Source organism: Leptospira ilyithenensis, assembly GCF_004771005.1.
Taxonomy (GTDB): domain Bacteria; phylum Spirochaetota; class Leptospiria; order Leptospirales; family Leptospiraceae; genus Leptospira_A; species Leptospira_A ilyithenensis.
In genome coordinates this window covers 99,436-122,898 of the sequence record NZ_RQHV01000002.1, presented here as the reverse complement: position 1 = coordinate 122,898, position 23,463 = coordinate 99,436, and the positions used below count along the sequence as shown (strand labels likewise).

19 protein-coding genes are annotated in these 23,463 nt (G+C 40.1%); 6 read left to right on the top strand and 13 right to left on the bottom strand.

The features are described from left to right. Nucleotides 1–5: 5 nt before the first annotated feature. A complete protein-coding gene (locus EHS11_RS00920; protein ID WP_135762535.1) occupies nucleotides 6–1,151 on the top strand; it encodes an SGNH/GDSL hydrolase family protein in 1,146 nt (381 codons plus the stop codon). Beyond that, a complete protein-coding gene (locus tag EHS11_RS00915; RefSeq protein ID WP_135762534.1) occupies nucleotides 1,138–1,494 on the top strand; it encodes a nucleotide pyrophosphohydrolase in 357 nt (118 codons plus the stop codon). The genes EHS11_RS00920 and EHS11_RS00915 overlap by 14 nt, the downstream gene beginning before the upstream one ends. 229 nt (nucleotides 1,495–1,723) lie before the next feature. Here EHS11_RS00915 and EHS11_RS00910 read toward each other — a convergent pair whose 3' ends face one another. From EHS11_RS00910 to EHS11_RS00895, 4 genes are read right to left on the bottom strand one after another with little or no spacing between them, the layout of a single operon-like run. Next, complete coding sequence (locus EHS11_RS00910; protein WP_135762533.1) at nucleotides 1,724–2,386, bottom strand: hypothetical protein; 663 nt, start codon at nucleotides 2,384–2,386, stop codon at nucleotides 1,724–1,726. Nucleotide 2,387: 1 nt separating this feature from the next. After that, nucleotides 2,388–5,045 (bottom strand): TonB-dependent receptor, encoded by a 2,658-nt coding sequence (locus EHS11_RS00905; RefSeq protein ID WP_135762532.1) that lies wholly within the window; start codon nucleotides 5,043–5,045, stop codon nucleotides 2,388–2,390. Nucleotides 5,046–5,058: 13 nt separating this feature from the next. Next, nucleotides 5,059–5,745, bottom strand: a complete 687-nt coding sequence (locus tag EHS11_RS00900) for a hypothetical protein (RefSeq protein ID WP_135762531.1) — start codon at nucleotides 5,743–5,745, stop codon at nucleotides 5,059–5,061. A gap of 9 nt (nucleotides 5,746–5,754) precedes the next feature. Further along, on the bottom strand, nucleotides 5,755–7,323 hold the full coding sequence (locus tag EHS11_RS00895; protein ID WP_135762530.1) for a methyl-accepting chemotaxis protein: 1,569 nt from the start codon (nucleotides 7,321–7,323) through the stop codon (nucleotides 5,755–5,757). A 203-nt stretch (nucleotides 7,324–7,526) separates the two neighbouring features. On the opposite strand from EHS11_RS00895, the gene EHS11_RS00890 reads away from it, so the two are divergent. Beyond that, entirely contained in the window at nucleotides 7,527–8,234 is a 708-nt protein-coding gene (locus EHS11_RS00890) for a pirin family protein (RefSeq protein ID WP_135762529.1), read from the top strand. A gap of 68 nt (nucleotides 8,235–8,302) precedes the next feature. Here EHS11_RS00890 and pyk read toward each other — a convergent pair whose 3' ends face one another. From pyk to EHS11_RS00845, 9 genes are all read right to left on the bottom strand, one after another. Continuing rightward, nucleotides 8,303–9,736 carry a pyruvate kinase gene (gene pyk / locus EHS11_RS00885; protein ID WP_135762528.1) on the bottom strand — a complete coding sequence of 478 codons (1,434 nt, stop codon included), beginning with the start codon at nucleotides 9,734–9,736 and terminating at the stop codon, nucleotides 8,303–8,305. A 6-nt stretch (nucleotides 9,737–9,742) separates the two neighbouring features. Beyond that, nucleotides 9,743–11,713 (bottom strand): hypothetical protein, encoded by a 1,971-nt coding sequence (locus tag EHS11_RS00880; protein ID WP_135762527.1) that lies wholly within the window; start codon nucleotides 11,711–11,713, stop codon nucleotides 9,743–9,745. 11 nt (nucleotides 11,714–11,724) lie between these two features. Continuing rightward, on the bottom strand, nucleotides 11,725–12,777 hold the full coding sequence (gene asd, locus EHS11_RS00875; protein ID WP_135762526.1) for an aspartate-semialdehyde dehydrogenase: 1,053 nt from the start codon (nucleotides 12,775–12,777) through the stop codon (nucleotides 11,725–11,727). A gap of 37 nt (nucleotides 12,778–12,814) precedes the next feature. Then, nucleotides 12,815–14,353: a hypothetical protein gene (locus tag EHS11_RS00870; RefSeq protein WP_210413601.1), complete on the bottom strand. Its 1,539-nt coding sequence runs from the start codon at nucleotides 14,351–14,353 to the stop codon at nucleotides 12,815–12,817. Further along, nucleotides 14,353–15,870: an MBOAT family O-acyltransferase gene (locus EHS11_RS00865; protein WP_135762525.1), complete on the bottom strand. Its 1,518-nt coding sequence runs from the start codon at nucleotides 15,868–15,870 to the stop codon at nucleotides 14,353–14,355. Before EHS11_RS00865 ends, EHS11_RS00870 begins: the two co-directional genes overlap by 1 nt. Nucleotides 15,871–15,989: 119 nt before the next feature. Further along, nucleotides 15,990–16,208: a hypothetical protein gene (locus tag EHS11_RS00860; RefSeq protein WP_109022477.1), complete on the bottom strand. Its 219-nt coding sequence runs from the start codon at nucleotides 16,206–16,208 to the stop codon at nucleotides 15,990–15,992. Nucleotides 16,209–17,056: 848 nt separating this feature from the next. Continuing rightward, entirely contained in the window at nucleotides 17,057–17,425 is a 369-nt protein-coding gene (locus EHS11_RS20435) for a phosphatidylinositol phospholipase (RefSeq protein ID WP_425460522.1), read from the bottom strand. A 658-nt stretch (nucleotides 17,426–18,083) separates the two neighbouring features. Then, entirely contained in the window at nucleotides 18,084–19,085 is a 1,002-nt protein-coding gene (locus EHS11_RS00850; protein WP_135762524.1) for a hypothetical protein, read from the bottom strand. A 2-nt stretch (nucleotides 19,086–19,087) separates the two neighbouring features. Beyond that, nucleotides 19,088–20,422, bottom strand: coding sequence for a helix-turn-helix domain-containing protein (locus EHS11_RS00845; RefSeq protein ID WP_246047484.1), 1,335 nt, complete (start codon nucleotides 20,420–20,422; stop codon nucleotides 19,088–19,090). Between the two features lie 198 nt (nucleotides 20,423–20,620). Here EHS11_RS00845 and EHS11_RS00840 point away from each other — a divergent pair, with 198 nt between their 5' ends. The 3 genes from EHS11_RS00840 to EHS11_RS00830 all read left to right on the top strand — a co-directional run bounded on the left by EHS11_RS00840 (nucleotide 20,621) and on the right by EHS11_RS00830 (nucleotide 23,436). Beyond that, nucleotides 20,621–21,373, top strand: coding sequence for a ParA family protein (locus EHS11_RS00840; protein ID WP_109022446.1), 753 nt, complete (start codon nucleotides 20,621–20,623; stop codon nucleotides 21,371–21,373). After that, nucleotides 21,357–22,181 (top strand): ParB/RepB/Spo0J family partition protein, encoded by an 825-nt coding sequence (locus tag EHS11_RS00835; protein ID WP_135762523.1) that lies wholly within the window; start codon nucleotides 21,357–21,359, stop codon nucleotides 22,179–22,181. The genes EHS11_RS00840 and EHS11_RS00835 overlap by 17 nt, the downstream gene beginning before the upstream one ends. 340 nt (nucleotides 22,182–22,521) lie before the next feature. Then, nucleotides 22,522–23,436: a helix-turn-helix domain-containing protein gene (locus tag EHS11_RS00830; protein ID WP_246047482.1), complete on the top strand. Its 915-nt coding sequence runs from the start codon at nucleotides 22,522–22,524 to the stop codon at nucleotides 23,434–23,436. The last annotated feature ends 27 nt before the right edge of the window (nucleotides 23,437–23,463 follow it).

Here is a 23,463-nt window from a genome sequence, read left to right as displayed (position 1 = left end):
AACCTATGAATCTAAAAGAACTAAAAGCATTTCTCATTGATAAACGACTCCTTCTGGCTTTAGGAATCCTCCTATTCATCGAAGTCCTGTTCCAACTGGGTGTTTATAAACCTTTATTGAAGAAAAATTCCTACGCAGCAAATATCAACAGAGTCACAGAACATGTGTTAGGCAATCGAGAAGTTTTGAATCCCGACATTCTGATCGTAGGTACGTCAGTCGCATTTGAAGGTTTGAGTGTAAGAATTCTGAATGAGCAACTAAAAGAAGAAGGATGGAAAGTTCAATCCATTGCCATCCGAGGCTCCGAATTGGTTGTTCAACACCGTATCTTGGAAAAATATCTGAATGAATTTAAAAATGTAAAATATGTACTTCATATTCTGGAACCTGGCATGGCTTGGGTGGATAGAACTGAAACAGTAGATCCCACTCTCGCGATGTTATCCGAACTTGGTAATTTCCGTGCAATATCTTTGATCAAAGAATTCGAATATACCCCTGCCAGATCAAATTATGTTTATCTGGCATTCAAGTCTGTTGCTTATAGAAAAGATTTGGGAGATCTATTTATCAATTTCAACGAAAGGATCAAATCCATTTCCCGCAGGAGTAAAAATCCCAATCTAAATCCATGGGACTATGAAAACGGAACTATTGAATCTCTCGGACCTTACCAGGTCAGCAGTATAGAAGATTGCCTCGCCAAAACAAAACCGGATTCCTCTTTCCCTCTTCCCAAAGAATCCAATCCGGATCATAAAAGAATGATCTTTGAGACATGTTCTGTCGCAAATTCAGTTCCAAAGTCATCGGAAGAAACCGAGAGCACACAACGATACTTTCGAAGATTGCAAAAAATGTATGAACTAGTCGCCAAAAGAAATATTCATATCATTGATATCTTCGCCCCTTATTCAAATGCAATCCGCGCACTCAATGAAACAGGAAGAATGACTGTCTGGCAAAACGGACTGAATCATGCGCTTGCTCCTTATCAAAAACTAGATCAAATCGATATGCAAGACAGCTTGGGAACGGGAGACAATGGAAAATATTGTTTTGATTTAATCCATTTGAACCGATTGGGAATGGAAAATTTTTCCCTTGCGCTTAGCAAAAAATTGGCGGTGCATCTTGGGAAAAAATGAACTTACATTAAACCAAATGCAAAAGACAGTCGACGATTGGATTCAGTCCATCGGAGTTCGTTATTTTTCAGAGCTCACCAACTTGGCAGTGTTAGTTGAAGAGGTCGGAGAATTTTCAAGACTTATGGCACGAACATACGGAGATCAGTCTTTTAAGAAAGGAGAATCCAAAGAACATATCCCTTCCGAAATCGGCGACATTTTATTTGTTCTCACATGTCTTGCCAACCAGATGGGGCTGTCTTTGCAAGATTGCATCGAAAAAACGTTAGAGAAAAATACTCTTCGGGATGGAAACAGACATAAAGAAAACGAAAAGTTGCAATCAAAGGATAAGACATAATATTTTCACGCAAGGGTGATAAAGGCCCCTTCTTCTGTGCCAATAGAAGCGAAGAAGTATTCGAAGAATCATCAGCAAAAAGCTGATCTTAAGGTAAGGCGCGGGGGGTTGGGGGTGTTGGTTCGTGGGCTCGCAACAAAACCCCCCTATCACAATCTATCCATTCCTTCCACCTCTCATTCGAATCTTTAAAAAATTTTCTTACTAAAGTTCGCCTTTTTGCAGTAATTTATCTCTTTTCTATTTCCAAGATTACCGTTCCGTTTCTTACAAGACCAAATAACTCTCGTTCCTCGGCAGTAAACTCTTTCTCCAAACAACTGTTTGCAAAATCTCTATTTACTTTTGGTAAAAATCCGTTAGCGGAAATTTTTGCGGCGGCAAGTCCGATTCTTCCTCCGGATGAATCCATAAAAACCAATTCCTCATAAGTAGCCAATCTTTGCGAAGCCAGCGAAAGAGAAAATCCCGAGGTTTCACAAGAATCAATAGTTTGATAGCTAATTAGATTTTTTATGCTGGATTCCTCCTCTTGCGTAGTGGGTTTTAAAAATAATAAACCAGATTGTAAGATACTCTCTTGGCAATCAGTAGTGCGGTCTGAGATTTTTTTTGTTTCGTTTAATAGAAATGTCACTTCTGATTGAGTCACTAGCGACAGATTGATATTGCAAATACCTCTTTGTTTTCTGCTACAAGTGACAATTTCAACTGATGATTGTTTGGTTGTTTTTATACAATTTCCTTCGGCACGAAACGCAGATATAAGAATCAAAAATTGAGTCTGGGTTTGGTTTCTTTCTTTCCCTTTAACTTCTCCCTCTTCACCGCAATAAAAGGAAGGACCAGATAAAATAAAAATTAAAAAACATAAACGGTACTTTTGCAGCATCTTAGAACCTAACTTCCATTCCAAGATTCACAATCGGCAAATATACAATACGTCCCCGAGGATCCTCCGATTGCACATAAGGAGAGTTTACCGTATCGTAAACGGGAGCGGGATTTACCCCTCTTTCATAAGCACGCAAATTATCAAAGTTCTGTCCTGATTGGTTTCTTCTTCCATAAAAATTTACAAACTCAAGATACACATTGATATATCCCCAACTGTAATTATCAAACTTATCAAATCTTAAATCGAACTGATGAAAAGGAGCATAGACATCGCTATTATATGCTTTTGAATACTCAGGAATGTACAAATTCGCACCGAAAGTGGCTGCTTGGTTTAATCGATTCGCACCAGTGATGGGAGTAAAAGGAGAACCGGAAAAATAACGATATCTTCCTCCAATTTGCCATTCAGGACTGAATTTATATCCGAACACAATGTTCAGAATATGGGATCTATGCAAATCATAGAGTTCCATCCGATCATTATTAAAAATAAATTCGGTTGTATTGTTATCATAATAATTAAGGTAATTCGTCCCGATTTTTGTTTGAGCGAGAATTGTCCTTTGGCTGTTTTCAAGTGATCTATCTCTTTGCTCATCGGATGATAAACGAGCTTGGTTGTTATTTCGTTTGGTAAGCGAATTGGTATATGAAATCCAACCAAATGCCCCCGACTCCTCCCTAGGATCCTTTGTCTTTTTGACAAAGAACTCTATCCCTTCCGAAAACCCATAACCTGAATTGGAATAATTTAAATTACGTGGTGTTAAAGGAGAGTTAATCGCATTCGAAGGATCACGGACAAAAAGACGTAAGTCATTGTTGAGAGAATAAGGATCGATTGCATAAGAATCGGCCACGATTATATTTTGAAATATATTATGAAATACCTCTAATTTTAAACTCCATCCTTTTGGCAGTTCTTGGGCAACACCCAGTGAGTTATGTTCCGACCTCTCCATAAATAAATTCGGATTTCCGGCACGTTTGGAAAGTTGTTCGACGGAAACAGGCGAATTATAATGAATACCATGTCCTGCTAAAATAGAAGTTTTGGTCGATTCAAACACATAACCACCGGTAATCCTTGGCGAAAGATTTACTTCTCCGCTGCCACTGTATGTATCAACCCTTCCTCCGGGATTCAATCGAAAGCCATGCCACTTCCCTTGGAATTCGGCGAACCCTGCCGCTTCATGATAACGAATGCGATCCCCATCTATAATGGAACGAAATTGAGGACTCGAATTGATTAGATTGTCGAAGATTTGGCTGAACAGTCGATTAGTAGATGTTATATTTTCACCTTTCAAGTTTGTTTCTTTGGAGCGAAATTGCACTCCTCCTTCAAACTTTATATAATCTTCCAGAACATCCAATTCCAAACGTTCTTCTGCAAAGGTAAGATAATCACTGGTTCTATTTTGAAGTCCGAAAATATTTTCCGCCGTAGCCGGATTCGTAATTCTTAACTCGAAGAATTCACGAAACTCGGTTCTGGAATAAGACAATGTATTTCTGAAGCTTTTTCCCTTCCAGATATGGCGAATCCCGTCTGTCCGAAACAATCTGTCAAGTCCCGTCGGAGGTCTCGGGTCAGCACCATCTCTCTCATAACTTGCCTGTTGTTTTGTATATGCCTGTCTGTCTCTTCCTCCGAAGGTTTGGACTGACAATCTTTGTTCATTACTGATATCCCAAATCATTTTCCATTGAAAATCATGGTATTCTGCAAATTTAGCATCCTGCGGAATAGCGTCCGGATAAGTTTTCAATAAAACAAAATTCGGATAATTTTTTCTCCCGGATGTAATCATCGATATGGAAGGAGATATTTTGGTCTGGTTATAAGCATCAGTAAGAAAGAAATTCATATTAACAATTGTTTTGTTCTGCTCTACCCGGTCGGTTCCCTCAACTGAAATAATGCCCCCTGTCGCAAAACCGTACCTAGACGGGAATGCACCGGTATAAACATCAAAAGAACGGATTAAATTATTATTCAATACGGAAGACTGATTGCCTAAGTGAAAAGGATAAGATAACGGAAACCCGTCAAAAAAATACTGATTCTGTCTGGTACCACCGCCTCTTAAAGAAAGATCTCCTCTTTCGCTATTCGAATAAGGAACCCCGGACACTGCATTTGCACCTACATTGGTAAAGGCGGTAGGAAGTACTCCGACAGGAACGCCGATCACCACACCCGGTATAGTCTGTAGTGCTTTTAAAGAATCTCCCGCAACTCCTGGAATTCGTTTGATCTCGTCTTGTTGCAATCCGTATCTGGAAAGCGGAGTTTTATCCCTTTCCCCACTAACAATGATTCCACCTGATTCCTGTTCCCGAATAGAAATCAGAATAACCTGGCCCGAGTATCTAATTTCCTTTGTAGAAGTCTCTATCCGATCGCCAGCAACAATTCTAATCTCATAAAACCCCGGGCTGGGAAACGAAAGAACCGCAGTTCCTTCCCCATCGGTGATTCCGCTGGCTTTTGCATATTTTGCGACTACAGTGGCATTTGCGATCGGACGCCCGGAAGAAGATCGAACCAATTGGAACTTTATATCTAGCTGCTTTTCACCATAAATTTCTTGGAAGTAGAAAAAGACAAAAAACAAGATAAGAATGAATTTAGTCTTTTTCATGCAGTAGATTGATTTAACGCAGGATAGCTCGCAGATACAAGCGCAAATGTGCCGGATGAGAATTCATATCGGAAATACAATATTCGAATTTAGAACGGAAAACTTCGTCTCGTTTCGTTCTCTCTTCGTAAATAGGATAATCGGACAACACTTCCTTGAAAAAAAGAACCTGGCCTTCATGTTCATATTCTTCCCGGAAGAACATAAAGGCATGAGCCAAATCATGAAGTACATGCTCCCAAACATCTCTAATGTCTTCTATCATTTCCCCTTGCAATGCCTTATCCCAATCGATAGTAACAAACCGGTAACCTTCCGCTTGGGAAGTCAGCATTTCAAATGAAGAAGGAAGTCTATCAATCAAACGCAAATCCCAATTTCCCAGATTCCAATTCAATAAAGTTTGCCTTACAGTATCGGGCATCCCGTAAAACCGAACTTCCATAAGAAAAGAATTTAAGTCCGACCTGTCGGGCAAAGGTCTTCCTGTTTTTAAAAAAGAAAGTCTTCCTTTTCGTTCTTCCATGTACATAAGAACAAAGCGAATCAATATCTCCGAATGAGCCAACGTATCATTCGCAAAGTTAGTTCGAAGAGTTTCCAATTTTTCTTTTAAACGGATAGCTTCCTTTGGCAATTCCCCTCTGGGAACAAGCATCTTACGAAAGCTTCCATAGGGTTTTCCATCACGAACAGGCATTTAGCAAACTCAATCTTCTGCTAGGTTATTTGCTTGCTTTTCTAATTTATAAATATTTTCACGAATAATATCCGCATTCTTAACAACTTCAGCAACACTAGCTTCCATATTTGCAACAACACCTAACATATCATCTTTGTCGCTGGAAAGCAATTTGGCTTCTTCCGCAATTCTTTTCGAAAGTTCGCTGATTTTTGTAAGAGAACTCAACATTTCCAAATTGGTATTTTTCTGAATCTCGATTTTATCCTTTAAATTCGAAAGTACAGAAGATAATTCATGATATCCTTTCTGGAGCTCACTGGACTGATTTCTAGACTTTAACGCCAGTTCAACGCCTTCTTGAATGAATTTGTTTGATTTTTGAATGATATTTTTGATTTTTGTGGCATTCTCATTCGAGTTGTCCGCAAGTTTGGCAACTTCCTGCGCAACAACTGCAAATCCGCGACCATGTTCCCCTGCTCTTGCAGCCTCAATCGAAGCGTTCAATGCAAGTAAATTCGTACGATCAGCAATCTCAGCCATAATTTGATTCACTTCACTGACTTGTTTTTGAGACTCGCTCACAGAAATCAACCTTTGATCAAGATCTCTTACGGATTCGGACAAAGAATCGCCCAAAATTCTAAAATCACTCATCTTATTAAACAAAGTAGAGCAAGAATCACTAACAGAGATTAAATTTGCTTTTAAAGAATCCGAATTGGCATTTGCAGTTTTAATCTGATCATCTTGGTTGTTTATATTTCCAACGGAAGTTTGAATGCTATCGGAAAAGGATAACATAAGTTCGGACATTTCCTTGATACTCAATGCTTGATTTGAAATTTGAGTGTTAAAGTTCTGAACAACGCCATTGATAACGGAAACCGATCCTGCAAGCATCTCACCAACGGATTTTAAAATGGTATTTTTATTTTCCATTGTCACTCTTTGACGATTTGACTCATGGGTTTTTACATCCGCTTCTTCCCTCATTCGATTTAACAGATCCAGAACGGAACCTGCCAAATAACCGAATGCAATTAGAAACAAAATCTTGAATATTTCATTGGAAATGGCAATGGTTCCCTTCATACTTTGGACTCCGATCGCTTCTTTAAACTCAACACCTACGGAAAAACAAATCGCAAGTAGAGCAACCAGACAAAGCGCGGAAAAATATGTACAAGCGAGAAGAGTCTTCTTGGAAAAAAGGAAAGCAGAATAAGTTATATAAAAATAGTACAAAGCGTACAAAGTAGGGGCCTTGATCAAATCTGCAGCATTTTCTTTTCCAGTGAAAAGTCCGGAAGCAGTTACGGCAAACAAAACGGAGATATCAAAGAACAAAAACATTCGAGGAAAGATCTTATTCAGTTTTCCTTTATTGAACAAGGAAGCTTGAATGGATCCATAAATGAACATGGCAGTGATTCCAACAAAATAAATGGCGTTTTGCAAGGCAGTCGCCGTTTGATAAGATCCGATCACTGCAACTATATAAAAAGATGCGAGTGAAAACCGTACACGATTTACATAAACCGGGCCGAGTAACGACCAGTCTTTTATCTTTTGTTTTTCTTGTTCTTTCATTATTGGCAAAGCTGTCTCTAAGAGTAATCCACCGTATCACAATGAGACGTCAATTTATTAATTGTCCGAGCCAGAAAACAAATTTAACATTCGTTAGTTTTATTACCTGTCGAATAATTACCGAAATAAATCTAAAGGATTTGCTTGACAAAAAATAGTTAAGTATTAAATTATTTAATGTCTAACCATTTGAGGACAAAAATATGAAACAAATACTACATTTAGGGAAAGAAAGAGGGCATGCCAATTTCGGCTGGCTGGACAGCTATCATTCCTTCAGCTTCGGAAACTACTTCCATCCGGAAAAGATCCAATTTGGAGCACTGCGCGTCCTAAATGACGACACTGTAGAATCCGGCATGGGATTTGGAACCCATCCCCACGATAATATGGAAATTGTATCTATTCCTCTTTCCGGCGAATTGGCCCATAAAGATAGTACCGGCACAAACGGAGTGATACAGACCGGAGAAGTGCAGATTATGTCCGCTGGAAGTGGAATCCGACACTCCGAATTCAACCACAGTTTGAAGGATAAAGTCAATTTTCTACAGATTTGGATTCTTCCCAAAGAAAGAAACATTTCTCCACGTTATGAACAGAAGGCATTTGCCAAAGAAGGAAAATTAAACAGCTTTCAAACAATCGTTTCGCCGAATCATTCTGGTGCGGTTTGGATCAATCAAGAAGCGCATTTTTCACTCACGATCCTGGAAGAAGGCAAAGAGCTGGATTACGAATTGAAAAATCCAAATCACGGACTGTATGTTTTTCTGATCAACGGAAAACTCAATGCGGAGAATCAATCTTTGGAAAAGAGGGATGCAGTAGGATTTTGGGAAACGAAGCAAGTTCATTTCAAAGCCGAGAAAGAGAGTGAATTCTTAGTAATAGAGGTTCCCATGCGGTAAAAAGCTTAAGATACATAATGCCGGGCAAGGATGTAACCTTGAGTGAAAATCTTACCTGGGGACGTATCTTATTTGGATTCCCGAACTTGAATGGTCTCTACTCTATCTTCCCCTGCGATGATATCGGAAAGAATTACGACTTTTTCACCGGGTCGTAAAAAACCGTTATTCTCCAAAGTCTGGATGGCAAGTTTAATCGTTTTTTCCGGATCCGAAGAAAAGTCCACTCTATAGGGAATCACTCCGCGAGTCATCCAAAGCTTACGTCTAACAGATGTCATATTGGTAAAAGCATGTATAATGGAATGTTTCGGATGGAAGGAAGCTACATTATTTGCAGTAATCCCTCTTCTTGTAATAACGATAATCGCAGGTGACTGCAAAGAATCAGCAAGATTGGATGCGGACTTTGCCATTTCTTCTTTTTTATCTTTAGGTCTTCTGTTTGCCGCCATACCAAGATTAATCGAAGCTTCCATTCGGCGTGCAATCTTATCCATCATCTCAACACAACGAACCGGATATTTCCCTACCGCCGACTCTCCGGACAACATAATCGCATCTGCTTCTTCATAAACAGCATTGGCAACGTCCGTCACTTCTGCACGAGTAGGAGAAGGATTTTGAATCATGGATTCAAGCAAGTGAGTGGCAACGATTACACGTTTGCCTTCTTCCTGACAACGTTTGATGATCCTTCTTTGAACGATAGGTAATTCTTCGATTTCAATCTCAACACCCAAGTCGCCACGAGCGACCATAATTCCATCGGATTCACGGATAATCTCGTCCAAGTTACGAAGTCCTTCCTGATCCTCTATCTTTGATATGATCTGCGCATGATGGTTTTTTTCTTCGATAATTCCGCGAAGTTGTATTACGTCTTCGGGAGAACGTACAAAAGACAAAGCCACAAAATCAATATCTTCTTCCAATCCGAACAGAATGTCTTTCAAATCTTTGGGAGTAATGGAAGGAAGATTCACCCGAATTCCTGGTAAGTTGATATGTTTCCGAGACCCCAACTTTCCACCGTCTAACACTGTACAAATGAGTTCGTTTTCCCTGATCTCCTGCACTGCCAGATTGATAAGTCCGTTATCAACCGTAACCTTGTCCCCTACTTTCAGATCTTTTACAATATCCCGATAATTTACAAATACGCTTTGTGCTTCCGCTTCCATCCCGGGAATGATATGAAATGTAAAAGTCTCACCAACTTTCAGATGTAAGTCGTTTTTTACATCTCCGGTTCGGATTTCCGGCCCTTGCGTATCCAATAGTATGGAAATAGGATGTTTGTGTAATTCATCTTTATTAAGAGATTTAATGGTACGAATGACTTTTCTATGACCTTCAATATCCCCATGAGACATGTTGATTCTTGCGATGTTCATTCCTGCTTCGGCAAGTTGGCGAATCACATCTTTGGAAGAAGAAGCCGGGCCAAGCGTACATACGATTTTTGTTTTTCTAGCTCTGAGATTTTCTATTGCGGGCATTTTTTGTTACGGTTTAAGACGAGGTAATATTCTATTTAGAAATTCTAATAAAGATTCGGCAATGTCAAACTTTTCTTGGTTTGGGAATTTTTCATTTCTCTGACGATTGCTCTCTTCACTTACTTTCTCCAAAAGACGTTTTCCTTGGCGCTTCAAATAAGAGGCGGATACCAGGATGGGCCATGGAAATTTTTCCCTTTGGTTGCGAACGGGAAAAGAATAGATTTCTTTTCCTCCGAATTTTTTAAGGAAAAAAATCAAATTTTCCTCCGTATAAGCACCACTTAACTTTGTTAAGACGTATTCCCTATCCGGATAAATTCCGAAATCCCAAGCTTCATCCAAAATACGGACAATAGACTCCATGGATTCCTTCCATTTTTTTTCTTCCTCGGGAGTCCCCTGTTTTACCGGTTCCGAATCAGAATCGTTATCCGAAGACGACTTTGTTTGTTTTTCGTCTTCTTTCTCCTGAACTTCCTTTTCTTTGAGTCTGGCTCTTACGATTCTTTCTTTTTCCTGTGCGATCTTAATATTCTTTTGTGCCACCAAATCCTTGCTCAACTGTTGCTGCAGTCTGGCTTTGATCGCAGGGATTTCATGTTTATGAACAGCATTGGAACCGATCATCATTCTCCAGAGTTTGGTCAAAAACGGAAGAAACTGGAATAGGCTTCTTGCTTCAATTTCTTCGAATATCCTCTTAGGCCCCTCTTCCACCAGATGGACCGTTATATTCATCACATTCAATACTCTGATTTCCAAATCATTTCGTTTAGCTGCAAAATTTCGTTTTGCAGATTCGATCGCTTGTAGTATGCAGCCCTTATGTAAGATAAATTCGTTATAAATTTTACGATCCGCATACTCTGCGTATAACAAATCATTGTGTGACATAAGGATGGAACGAAACTCATCGCTGAGCGGCTCGCCACTGACCCGAAGTTGATTCAACTCGATAATCCGGCCAGCCTGCTCCAAAAAGAGCATCAATTCTTCCACTTGCTGTTTTCTTTTTTGTTTTTCTTCTTTTTCCCTGTCTTTTTCGATAATCTCGTTTAAAACAAGGGTCTCCTCGATAAGAGTTTTCTGATCGCCGTAGGAATCATTCATATAACCCAAAATCTCGACGAGAATCTCCCTGGGAGAATTCCATACTTCCTCCGAAAGAGGGTTCACGACACCTAATTTCTGCAATGCGGGATAAATTGTGTTTTTTACATAATCCACATAGGCATCGTATCTGTCGGAAATCTCACTCGGCTTATTATAAATAAAAACGGATTTATTTCCGGGTCGGCTTGCGTTATCATTTCTGAAAAAGAAAAGAATTTTATCATCCACCAATTGTTTCAAAACAGGCTTCAAATGGATCACAATGGTCGCATCCTTCTGCTGTTTTGTCTTATCATACGGGCATTGAAATAAATTTCCGATTTCAGTTGCGGCATAGGTATCAAAGAGCCGGTTTGCATCTACCGCCGCTTTGATTACTTTTTTCATCTTTTCTTTGCCAGAGTATTTTCTCTTTTCTTCAAACCAGGATTTGATTGCCACTACGGAATGTTCGTTCAAACCTAACGCATAACGAAAGGCCGTTCCTCCGTCTGCAGTAGTCGGTCTTGCAAATACGGTATTGTGTTTTAGATAGGTCCGTGCGTTCTCAGGATCACCCGGTTCATTCGGGTGAAATTCCAATACGTTTAATTTTTTTAAAACAGGAGGGTTTTGTTTGAAACAAAGATCATTTACGTACGCCTCTATCCTGTCCCGATCGACGGAACTATCCCGTTCAATCTGTTCGGTATTCGGCAAAGCTTTATTTTGAAGAAATTTGTCCGTCCATTCGAAGATTACAAGCAAAACCTTGTAAATCCCCTTAAAAGAAAAATCTCCCCGGGAATCCATTGCCTGCACTTTTTGAAGACAGGCAGTGTAATCAAATACTCTTAATTCGGGGAGATTCGGATCTAACATGGCTTACTGTCTTACGACGGAATTAATCCTTTTTTATAAAGAAGTTCCGCATTCAAAACTGCGGCTCCGGCAGCACCTCGAATCGTGTTATGCGAAAGGACAACCCATTTCCAATCCAGGATACTATCTTCTCGAAGTCGTCCTACTACAGTAGCCATCCCTCGCCCCGTATCCAAGTCCAATCTGGGTTGCGGTCTGTCGTCTTCTTCCCGGTATACAATCGGTTGCTTTGGTGCCAAAGGAAGATCCAATTTTTGCGGTTCCCCTGAAAATTCTTTCCAGGTTTTCAGTATTTCCTCTTTGGATGGTTTTTTCTTAAACTTAACGGAAACACAAACAGTATGGCCGTCGAAAACAGGAACACGATTGCAATGAGCTGAAATCGCAAAAGATGCGGACTTGATTTGTCCGTTCTCCACAGTTCCCAAACATTTTTGCGGTTCTATTTCTGCTTTATCTTCTTCACCGCTGATATAAGGAACTACGTTTCCAAGTATGTCCATAGTAGGAACACCGGGATAACCTGCACCGGAAATAGCCTGCATGGAAAATAACATCACGGACTCGATTCCGTATTTATCATGCAAAGGTTTGAGAGAAATAGTTACACCCATAATCGTACAATTGGAATTTGTAATGATCTTACCGGATGTCTTTTGTGATTTTAAAACTTCCAAATGCTCAGAGTTTACCTCTGCCGACATAAGCGGAACGTGCGGATCCATTCTATGGTTTTTTGAATTGGAAATTACGATCACGTCATTTTGTGCATACTCAGCTTCCACCTCACCCGCGATAGACGAGTCCAGGCCGCTGAACACAAGTTGTACGCCTTTTGTAGCCGTTGGTTTTGGTAAGGTGATAACGATGTCCTTTGCATACGCCGGTATATCGCTTGAAATTTTCCAACGCGACTTCATCACCTCACCGTAAGTCTTTCCTGCGCTCTTCTCAGATGCAGCAAGATGAGTCACGGTGAAAAAAGGGTGATTCTCCAATAATTGAATGAATCTTTGTCCCACAGAGCCAGTTGCTCCCAGAACCCCTACCTTTATTTTTTCCATAAATTTCCTTACCTATTCGTAAGGTCTGGGATTGACCCTATTTAGAAAAGATATTTCCGATCTCTCTCACATAAATCGGATTCATTTGCTCCATTCCTAAATAAGTAAAATGATGAAAGTCGGAAAATCCCTGCATGGGAAGTTCACGTCTCATATCCCTAAAAAAAACATTCCCCGAAGACAGAGATTCCAAGTAAGCCAAATAATCGTTATACCACTCTGAGGATTCGTACCAATCCAAGGAGATGGGATTTTCGGGATTATTGATAATTAAAATAGGAATGCCACTCTCTTGAAACCAATTTGCAATTTTTTTTAAATAATTCAAGTGGAAGATCGGCTTAAATTTCTCCTTTGCAATCCTCTTCTTGGCTCTTTCCAGAGCCACCAAGTAGCCAATCCCCGGACGTTTGTCCAAACCTTCGAGTAACCGGTAATAAAAATAAGATTCATACTCTTTATCTTTCATATGAATGTAACGATCATCCTCACTTCTCGGCTCTCTTTTATACTGCATTCCTTGGAGGGGGAATTCCAAGCCGAATGTTTGCTGAAGGCGAACGCCCATAGGATCATAATGATAATCCAAGTAGGCTCCGTTTGCTTTGTTCGCATACCAGACATGAGAGAGTTTTGCAGTCACAGGCAAGAGGGGAGAATAAAAATCCGAAGACAACCCGACCTTCACCCAACCAGTTTGATTTAAAATCACTGTCTGGGATTTCCCTAAAGAGTTTTGGATGTGAAGCGAAACCGGGCCATTTTCCAATAAAAACGTGGTTACTTCGATCCAAAATCCCTCTTTCCCTTGCTCCATTTTGTATACTGGCAAAAAAGAAAAAGATTGTTTGGTCCAACCGAGAGTACCTATTCCTTCCGGAATCGGCACCCCAGCATAAGCATGATAACTTGTATTTCTCCCAAATCTATGCTGGTAAAGATTGTTCAGATTGTTCAGATAAATGTCTTGGTAACGATAAAACCCGAACAAATAGGAAGCCAGATACTGCGCTTTTTTTTCATAAGACATGGATGATCCGACTTCCCATAAAGTTTCTTTGGGAAATACCCACAAAGATTGAGGTGCCTCCTCAAATGTAAGCGCATCCCGAATCAATTCCCCCTCGTCCACGGTTTCGTTCGAGCCGTCAGGAAACATAACATAAGTTCGGTGGAGTCGTAAATCGATAAAATTGATCGGATATACGACCAAATCCGGCCGCAAAGGGAAAAGCCAATCTAAAAGCAAATAAACGTAAAGCGGACTGTTTCCCGCGTAAGCGAGATAGATCACTTCATACTCTTTGCCCGTTTTTTTCAAAAGTTCTTTTGAAAGTAAATCCGCATCAAAAGAATAATAAGCGATCGAGCTTCCTAAAATAAGAATCCTGGGCTTTGTTTTCGGTTCGTTCGCAATTCTATTGTATTCATAAAGAAAATTAAAAAAATGATTCGTATTCCAAGGGGATTCGTTCGGCAGAAGAAATTGTCCCTTTCGAAACAAAGTCCAATCAAATACCAATACTGAAAAAACGATCGAGAGAATGAGTATAAAACGTGTTTTTAATGATTTCATCAGAATACAAAATACACAAATGGCTGACCTTTGGCTGAAAGTAAAACGATAGCGATAAAAGCCAATGAAAATAGGGCTCCGAACGCTATCGCTTTCGACTCGAAATGAAATAAATTCCCGAATCTTTCTTCCATTTCCGCATTGGTTTTAAAATACTTTTGTCCTACCAAATGTCCCGCACACAATGCAAATAAACACCAAGTCGTATTTAAAAATATTGCATGAGGAATGGCAATTGCCCCGTTTTTAGAGAAAAGGCCCTGTAGATAGCACAGGGAGACGGTAAAATCGGGGCTTCTGAAAAAAACCCATAACAAGGTAACGGAAAAAAAAGTAAATAACCGTAAAAACACCACTTTCCCAATCGTCAAGTAACCAGAGATAGGTGAAACGACCGAATCATTACCTGGAGAGGTATTTTTCCTTTTTTTGGAAAACAATCTTTCTATTACAAGTAGCAGCCCGTGACCGCCACCCCAAAAAACAAAATTCCAACTTGCCCCATGCCAAAGTCCTCCCAGCAACATGACCACCATCAAATTCAAATTCGTCCTGAATCCTCCTTTCCGGTTTCCACCCAACGGAATGTAAAGATAGGAACGCAACCAGCCGGAAAGAGACATGTGCCATTTCGTCCAAAATTCGGAAAACCCTCGTGCAAGATAAGGCATCCTGAAATTCTCAGGCAATCGAAAACCTAAGATAAGTGCCGAACCTTGGGCAATATCGGTATACCCCGAAAAATCGCAATAAATTTGCCCCGCGTATGAAAGCACCCCCCACCATAGAAAAGAAGGAGAAAGATCGTTAGGGTGTGAGAAGGCAAAATCGGAAGTGATGGCCAAATGGTCCGCCAAAACCGATTTCTTAAAAGCCCCGAGGAGGATCAAAAAAAAACCGAAGGCTAGGGGGATTCTAGAAAAGGGCTGCAAATTTCGAATTTGAGGAAGAAATTCCTTTGCGGTGACAATCGGCCCTGCTACCAACTGGGGGAAAAAGGAAAGAAACAGCAAATAATGCAAATAACTAGGCTCAGGTTCAATTTCCCTTCGAAAAACATCGACGGTGTAGGAAATGGACTGAAAAATATAGAAGGAGATTCCAACGGGCAAAATGATCTGAAGCAATGAGAAATGAGCTTCCAAGCCCAAAAACCCTGCCAAGGTCCGATAATTTTCACTGAAAAAGCCAAAATACTTAAAAACAGAAAGGACCCCTAGACCGTTTCCTAAAGAAACCCAGAGAAATAACTTTCTACGAAAAGGATCAAAAGATCTTCCCATACCCTGGCCGCAAGCAAAGTCAACAAGCGACACCCAAATCAAAAGTAGTAAAAAGCGAGAGTCCCAGGCAGAATAAAATAATAGACTAAAAATAAGCAATAAAATGATCACAAGTTCATCAATTACTTGCCCGTTTTTAAACTTACCAATTTTTCTCAAACAAGCCGGGAGCAACCATCTCAAAATAAAAATCAATATCAAAAATAAAGCATAAAGCGGAGTAGTAAAAATCATCTTATTACCTAATACTAATCAATTAAGTGACTTAATATTACAGATAACCTGCCAAATTTTATAATAAAATTGCCTAGTTTTGTTCATTCTATTGCCTGTATTTAAGCAATCCCTTTAATTTAGACATTGTACTTACACTTTACCCCACAGTTGGGGCAGGTACAGGTGACTTCTGCCTTAACACGGCGACCCCCCTGTGGACCTTCTACTTTACCAACAGCCACAAATTCAAAAGAAACGCCTTCCGGAACGTAATGCCCGGCACCATATTTCGCTGTACCTTCTATCAAATTAGAGCAGGCGTGGCACTTCACCCGCAATCTTATCGTTTCAGCCATAGAAAGCAAAGAACTTTGCAAATTCTGCCCGTAAAGCCCTTTTCCGCGGGCCTGCCTTTTTTTCAGGGGAATGAAATTTTCCTACACATGCCATTTTGACAGTAAAATCTTTCTTTTTGGGATGTTTTCAGGCTCACCCTTTATTAGATCCTTCCTGTGCTTCTTACAGGGTTATTTTTCAGAAATGACGTCTTTTCGGCGCTGAATCTTTTGAAGATAACTTCCTAAACTAGGAAAAAGAAGATATCTTAGTATTTGCATTCCAAAACAGTCAGAGTTATTTATTATTATTTTTTGCTGCATTTGTTAAGGAATTACGCATTCCTAACTGTTTTCTTTGAGCTACAGACCAAGGACGGGCGGTTCACTAACTGCCGATATTCCCGCGCCCTTTTTCTCCTTCCGTCCCGACTTTCCTATCTGTTTTCGAAGGGCAGTTCGGGCTTTTGGGTCCCCCTCTCCTTTGAGTCGAATTAATCCCCAAAAACAACACTTTGCGGTCTTTTATAATTGCTTCAACCGCCTTTAATCTGTCTGACGAGGGAAGGTCACTCATCTAAAATTCCGACCAAAATAGGGCAAATGAATTATCTGCCCTATTTTTTTGCTCCCTACTCGGCCAATAGAATATTTGACAGATTTCTGCATAACTGCTGAAATTTAGGCGAAAGTAGAAGTTCAACAACCGGCAGATGCCCAATTGCTTTTTGGAGCCTAATTAATGCCTAAAATTAGGCAAATCAGGATATTTTGGTGTCTTTTGGAGGAGTGAGGGGGTAAATGAACGATTATGTCTATTTTTGTTGATTCTTCCTGTAGAGTGCACAGGAGGAATCTATTAGATTAATTTATTTCTTTTTTGCGATCTTTTTGAAGGCTGATTTTTTGCGAGGCGAGGTACTTTTTGAAGTTTTGGAGGATAGAGTGCTTTTTTTGGTCAGGCTATCGGCTTTGATGCGAGAGTGACTTTCTTCTTCCCCGTCTCCAAAACTGACCCTGGACTCACTGGGGAGCCTGCCATTTCTCTTAACCATATAAATGAAATGTCGGACGTACTGTGTGTATGGCTCAGGTATTGCTCTTGGATCAAAGGATTTCGGATCGGCAAGCAGTTGATTGACCTGGGCCAAAGGGAGGTCGTCTTTGCTCGTTGCCATAAGGATATCGAGTCTTTTACAAATTTCTGTATCATTGACTTCGACAGAAAGCTTCCGCATTGCATTGGTAAATTTTTGGAAGGCAATTCGCTTTGGTTGAGACATATCCCCAGAAAAGCAACGGGACTTAGATTGGCAATCGAATTTAAGGAGAATTGCTCAGGTACACCCTCGTTTTGCAAAGATAGCCCGGAGAAAACAATGAGAGGATTTGCATTTTTGATCCTGTTGTAATCCGTTGGATCCTCGAAAGTTCTCAATAGATGTAATCCCTTGCCTTCCATCAACATCTTACCGGGCGACAGCCGATTTGCCGAAATGATCGCCAGATCCGGATCGGAATTTTTCTTAATGAGGCTTCGGTCCGTTAAAACTATTTCTTCATAGAGAGTTTGTAATTCTTCGCAAGGCAAAGAAGAGGAAGAAAGACTCAGAGACTCCTCCGCATCAGAAACAGTTACAAAAGAAACCACGCCATCCACAAGTTGCACTGGCGTGAGAAGTTCGTCCGCAGGGATCATAATTGGTGAAGATGAATCAAACGCAAAGAGGGAAAAAGAGGGTACAAATACAATTGCCAGGAAACTAGCGAAAGCCAATTTCGTAAGCAAAAACTGTGCCAAATTTGTATTCTTTTTCTGCAAAAACATAGGAATTTGTCACAAATATCCCCTATTTTACCAAAAAAGAAAGCTTTTTTCTGTGTTTTTCGAGGAATTTATCTGCTGATCAGCATAAGAGCTTTGGATCTGAGTTTCCATTCCCAGAGCACAATTTCCTTTTCAATGTCCGTTGCCGACTCTTGTTCTTTGGCGAGCAGTGCATAAATCATACTGGAAATATCTGCCGAGAAAATCCGATCCAGTTCTCTTTCAAATTCTTCTACTTTGAATTCCAAAATAAGAACGGCGAGTCGGAAAGCTTCGTTCATTGCTTTCAATTTTTCTTTGGCGGCATCCAGTTCCTCATTTTTGTATTCGTTTCGAATCATTACATCCAAGAAAGTTCGAATGAAAGAAACGTCCTGAGAGGAAAGATGGAAATCCAAGAGAAGTTGTTTTACCTTATCCAGCTCCATAGTTCTCAAATGAATTCGAGCTAGGAAAACCGGATTTTCGCTAAACATATTTAAGTTCTGGTTTTTGGTAACATCGGTGGCACGGACCTTTTCATAATCTACAATTCCTTTATCTTCTGTGGAGCCTGTAGAATTTTGGCTTTCCGTCGCCGCTGTGTTGATCTTTTTTTTGATCACCAGGATGTTCAAACTTGGGTAACGAATTTTGAAAGTCACCATATCGGACCTTGGGATTTCTTCGTCTACGACCAGATACTGAACCTGCTCCCCTGTTTCCCAGGCATACATTAATTCTTCTTTATTTCGATAATGATAAATAATTACGGGAAGGGCGTCGCTTTGGCTGCCAGTTCCTAAAAATATAGTTTTGATTTCGTTGGAAAATCCATGTTGGTAGGGAATGACCATTTTCCCGGCTTTCACATTTACAAAGGAAAGCTCTCCGGAATGAAAATGGGAAAGATCGAAGTCTTCTCCAAAAAAACCTACTTTCGGGACGAGAACGACTATGGAATTGTTTTTAGAACCCTTGGGAACTTCCGGCCCTAGATCTGTGAAAACTACATAGGTCATCTTGGAAAGGCGAACCTTTACCAAATATCCACCCGGTGTTTTTCTTTCCTCGTAGACCGAATCATCCATATTTATAAAAGACCAAGTTGTTTCATTTTGTATTGCAACGACCCTCTAGAAATCCCGAGTGCTTTTGCCATTCGAATCTGGTTTCCGGAAAATATTCTGGTTGCGAGTAGTATCTTCTGCCTTTCTAAGGCTTGGATTCCCCTCCGCAAGTCTAAATCTTCATTGTCCAAAATCCGCACATCCACGTTCTCCTCACCCAAATCAGTGAGGCTGATTTCCCTGGTTTTCGATCTTAAAATTGAAGATAAAAACAAGTTTTTTAAGTCAGAAAAATTAGACGGAAAATCACGCAACTTTATTGATGAAAGCGCTTCCGAACTGAGTAAAATTCCATTTCGGTTTTGGCTAATTGCCAATTCCTGAAAGAGTAAGTTTGCAATTTCCAAAAGAATTTCTTTTGGCAAAAAATCAAATCCGGAAAGAAGTATTTTATCTTTCAAAATCATTCTCTCGAAAGCGGGAAGCATTTCTTCCTTTGCGTCATTTCTATCGATAAAGAAAACCAATCCATTGAATCCACCGGAATCCAACCAATCCAAAACAATTTTCTGCTGCCCGAGACTCCAGGATTTTGGTGATAAAAATACCAGACTTCCCCGGCTTGCTTCCTTCCCCCAATCAGATAACGCTTTTTCCAGTTTACCTAAATTTTCCGGCAAAGAACCTAAAACCAAAAACGGAGACCCGGGTTGGAGTCTGGAATGAATCCATTTAGAAAGTGTTTTTTTTCCACTCCCGCTTGGCCCCAAGATTGTGATAATTTTTTTAGATCCTAGGGAAAGAATCCGTTCTTCCCAATTAGGAATTAATTTTAAAACAGCCGGTTGAGATGAAATTTGAACCTGGACCGGCTCGGCAGAACGGGAGGGAAAATTACCCCACTCCTTTCCTATTTTTTCAGCAAACAAATAAAAGAAAGTGTCTATGATTTCGCCCTTTTCTTCTTCCCATTCCATGAGAAGGAATCCGACCGATTTGCCGGAGGACTGAATCCTAAATACTTTTGCATCTCCGCTTTTTCCAAAAAGTTCGAATTCTTTTCCTGGAAAATGACAAGGCAAATCAGAGCTCATTACCTCATCCCAATGTTTTCCTTCCCTGGTCAGAAAGGAATAAAAGAACCCGTCTTCTCCGTAACCAAATGACGCACTTTCATAATAAGAATCTTCTTCGGGAGATTTTAAAACTACAATCCCTGCCCTTGCTTCCAAGACTTGGCAAAGCTCTCCCCATGCAAAAGGAAGGATAGTTTCTATCCATTTTCTACCTTCTATTTTTGAGAATAATATTGCCTGAATCCCTGGGGACATTTTATGAAACTGTTTAAATTTAATCACTTTGTCAAGTACGTACCGCTTTGAATGTCGGACGTCCGACAAGAATCCACGAGATAGTTTTTACTAATTTTTGGTATGTCGGATGTCCGACAATGCAAGTGAGTAGTGATTTTTATTTTTTTAGATAAATTTTAAAATTCAATTGCTAGCTTATTTTTCTCAAGAAACGATACCAAAACGGAAGGAAATTTTAGTAAAATGATAACGATTGCAGTGGCAAACCAAAAGGGAGGAGAAGGAAAAACGACCACATCCTTGAATCTCGCAATGGGTCTTGCGCGAAGAAATTTCAAAACCCTTCTAGTCGATATGGATCCACAGGCAAATTCTACAGGAATTTTTGTGAATCCGGAATCCGTAGACAAAGATCTTGCGCATTTATTTCAAAATTCCGTAAAACTGAAAGATATTATTTTACCTGCATATAACGAATATATGTGGATTGCTCCGTCTAGCCTTCGCTTGGCGGAGATGGAAACAGTTTCCGTAAATTCAGTGGAGGCGCCCTATATTCTAAGGGACGCCATGCAAGGGTTAGGCGAATTTGATTTTATCATCATTGACTGCCCTCCTTCCCTTTCCATTTTCACGGTGAATAGCCTGGTCGCTTCCAACTTTGTACTCATTCCACTTCAGGCGGAAAAATTTTCCATGGATGGAATTATGGGACTTCAACAAACAATCTCCTCCATTAAAAAAAGAATTAATCCTGATCTGGAAATTCTTGGGGCACTTATCACCCAACTGAAACCGCAAACCCTGCTTACCAAAACGATTTTACCCGTCCTTGGAAAATACTTTCGAATTTTTGACCATACGATTTCCGACGGAGTAGCTATCGGAGAAAGTCATTTGGCAAAAAAATCAGTTTACGATTATAATAAATCTTCCCGCCAATCGCAAGAGTATGAAGGATTTTTAGAGGAGGTATTACGTGAGCTTAAAAAGTAAAAGACTTGGGACACTTGCCGATATCTATCAATCGGAAAATTTAGACGGCACCATTCGAACAATCAAATTAGATAGAATCGAACCTTCCGAGCATCAGCCCAGACAAGAAAGAAAAAAAGGAATCGATGAGCTTGCCGCCTCCTTAAAAGCAGACGGACTATTGCAACCGATCGTTGTCTCCAAAGGAAGAGGCGATGGTAATTACAAAATCATCGCGGGTGAAAGAAGATTTCATGCGGCAAAATCCTTAGGATGGCTGGAAATAGAATGTAAAATTCTGGATCGTCCTCAGAATGAAATTTATAAATTAGCAATTATTGAAAACCTGCAAAGAGAAAATCTATCTCCCTATGAAGAAGTAGAGGCATTGGTCTTTTTGAAATCTGCCCACAATTATACGGATGCAGACCTGGGAGATATGTTCGGAAAAAGCAGAAGTTATATGTCCGAAGTTCTGTCCATCGCAGGCATGGAAAAAAAAGACCTGGATCGTTGCCGTTCTCTTGATATCCAAAACAAAAACCTATTGGTCCAAGCCGCCCAAGCTTCTAAAAAAGGAGCTCTTTCCGATTTCTTGGATTTGTACAGCAAAGGGCAATTGAAAACAGTCCGGGATGCCAAAGACTTCAATAAACAATCTACTGAAAAACCGATTGAATCCCAAAGAAAACTCCCCTCTCATTATAAATTGAAACGATCCGGAAATTCCATCATCATCCAATCCGAAGACGAAATTCTTTTAGGCGAAATCTTAAAATTCATTCGAAAAGAAATCTCAAAAAAATTCGGCGACTCCGCCATCACCTAAACATGTACTTGCTTGTCAAGTACTGAGGAAAAAAATTTCAGGAATTCTGGGAAAGTTTGGGTACAAACTTGACATTGGATCAGAAGTGCTGACAATGTGACATAATATAGTAAACGAACTTTAAGTACTAGGTTCTCTAAAAAATAGAGTGAGGACTTAGGTGGAATTGTATCCGACCAAATAAAAAAATCCCCTGGTCATCCAGGGGGTCGGGCTTTCCCGAAGGAATGTTGTTGGATGAGACATAATTAACATTATGTCAAATAAAGTCAACTCCCTTCGAATTTTTGCTTAAATTTAGTTCGGTTTTTGCAGATTTTTCTTTCGAAGGGGGAAGAGGATGAACGAATACCATCCTTATATCCGTTTAATGACGGATATAATAGACTCTGGCGTCTGGGCTGATTTGTCCAGTGCTGCTAAGACCCTATACCCTGTGCTTTTAAAGTTCAGCGATAAAACATTCAAACCAGTTTGGCCAAATACAGAAACATTGATGCGCCTTACTGGTTTCAAAACCAAAAAATCCATAGTGCATGCAAAAAAAGAACTCACCCAAGCAGGGTTGCTGTTTCAAGTTCCCGGTAAAGGAAGAACTTCCACAAAATACTATTTTTCGTTCAACTACGAGGGTTCCAAAATTACCCCTCTGGGGGATCAAAATGTCCCTCTCTCCGGGATGGGATCGTATGCCTCTGAGGGGAATGAAACCGTCAATGGGAGGGGTGAAAATTTACCCCCAAACCATATTAATATAACTATATCTAATACAAACCAATGGGATAAACCCGAGGCCCTGCCGAAAAACAAGGAAGAAAAAACCAGCGGATTTTTGGAACAATTGATTGGACTTTTCGGAACAGAGATTGCTTTCCAAGCATACGCACATGCACAGACAATTCAGATGGAAGGAAACTTTGAATACTTAAAAGGATCTTGTAAAAAGATAGTTGCAGAAAGAAATAAGGAAGTGCTTGATTTTAAGCAAAATGTTGGAATGGATCCTTCCCTTCCCCATCCGGCGTCTTGGCTCGGTTTTTTAGATTGGGCAAGCAATCAGTTGTCCCCATCTACTTGGCAAGATTTGGAAAAATTAAAAATCAATGTTGATGGAAAAGTTTTAATCGTTCAATCGAAAGTATCCGGGTTTTCCAGACAGATTATCCAAAAATACTTCACAGAAAAATCAAAACCATCTCTGCTTGTGCTATTTTCAAGCGAAGAAGAAGGATCACGTCTGTCCGAAATTCGATAGACCTGGTAGAAAAATAGGAATTTTTGG

Excerpts from the sequence above, each read along its gene's own strand:
- EHS11_RS00900 (WP_135762531.1), bottom strand. The coding sequence starts at position 5,745 with ATGCCTGTTCGTGATGGAAAACCCTATGGAAGCTTTCGTAAGATGCTT.
- asd (WP_135762526.1), bottom strand. The coding sequence starts at position 12,777 with ATGGAAAAAATAAAGGTAGGGGTTCTGGGAGCAACTGGCTCTGTGGGA.
- EHS11_RS00870 (WP_210413601.1), bottom strand. The coding sequence starts at position 14,353 with ATGAAATCATTAAAAACACGTTTTATACTCATTCTCTCGATCGTTTTT.
- EHS11_RS00895 (WP_135762530.1), bottom strand. The coding sequence starts at position 7,323 with ATGAAAGAACAAGAAAAACAAAAGATAAAAGACTGGTCGTTACTCGGC.
- EHS11_RS00850 (WP_135762524.1), bottom strand. The coding sequence starts at position 19,085 with ATGGATGATTCGGTCTACGAGGAAAGAAAAACACCGGGTGGATATTTG.
- EHS11_RS00905 (WP_135762532.1), bottom strand. The coding sequence starts at position 5,045 with ATGAAAAAGACTAAATTCATTCTTATCTTGTTTTTTGTCTTTTTCTAC.
- EHS11_RS00920 (WP_135762535.1), top strand. The coding sequence starts at position 6 with ATGAATCTAAAAGAACTAAAAGCATTTCTCATTGATAAACGACTCCTT.
- EHS11_RS00830 (WP_246047482.1), top strand. The coding sequence starts at position 22,522 with ATGAACGAATACCATCCTTATATCCGTTTAATGACGGATATAATAGAC.
- EHS11_RS00860 (WP_109022477.1), bottom strand. The coding sequence starts at position 16,208 with ATGGCTGAAACGATAAGATTGCGGGTGAAGTGCCACGCCTGCTCTAAT.
- EHS11_RS00880 (WP_135762527.1), bottom strand. The coding sequence starts at position 11,713 with ATGTTAGATCCGAATCTCCCCGAATTAAGAGTATTTGATTACACTGCC.
- EHS11_RS00865 (WP_135762525.1), bottom strand. The coding sequence starts at position 15,870 with ATGATTTTTACTACTCCGCTTTATGCTTTATTTTTGATATTGATTTTT.
- EHS11_RS00910 (WP_135762533.1), bottom strand. The coding sequence starts at position 2,386 with ATGCTGCAAAAGTACCGTTTATGTTTTTTAATTTTTATTTTATCTGGT.
- pyk (WP_135762528.1), bottom strand. The coding sequence starts at position 9,736 with ATGCCCGCAATAGAAAATCTCAGAGCTAGAAAAACAAAAATCGTATGT.
- EHS11_RS20435 (WP_425460522.1), bottom strand. The coding sequence starts at position 17,425 with ATGCGGAAGCTTTCTGTCGAAGTCAATGATACAGAAATTTGTAAAAGA.
- EHS11_RS00890 (WP_135762529.1), top strand. The coding sequence starts at position 7,527 with ATGAAACAAATACTACATTTAGGGAAAGAAAGAGGGCATGCCAATTTC.
- EHS11_RS00840 (WP_109022446.1), top strand. The coding sequence starts at position 20,621 with ATGATAACGATTGCAGTGGCAAACCAAAAGGGAGGAGAAGGAAAAACG.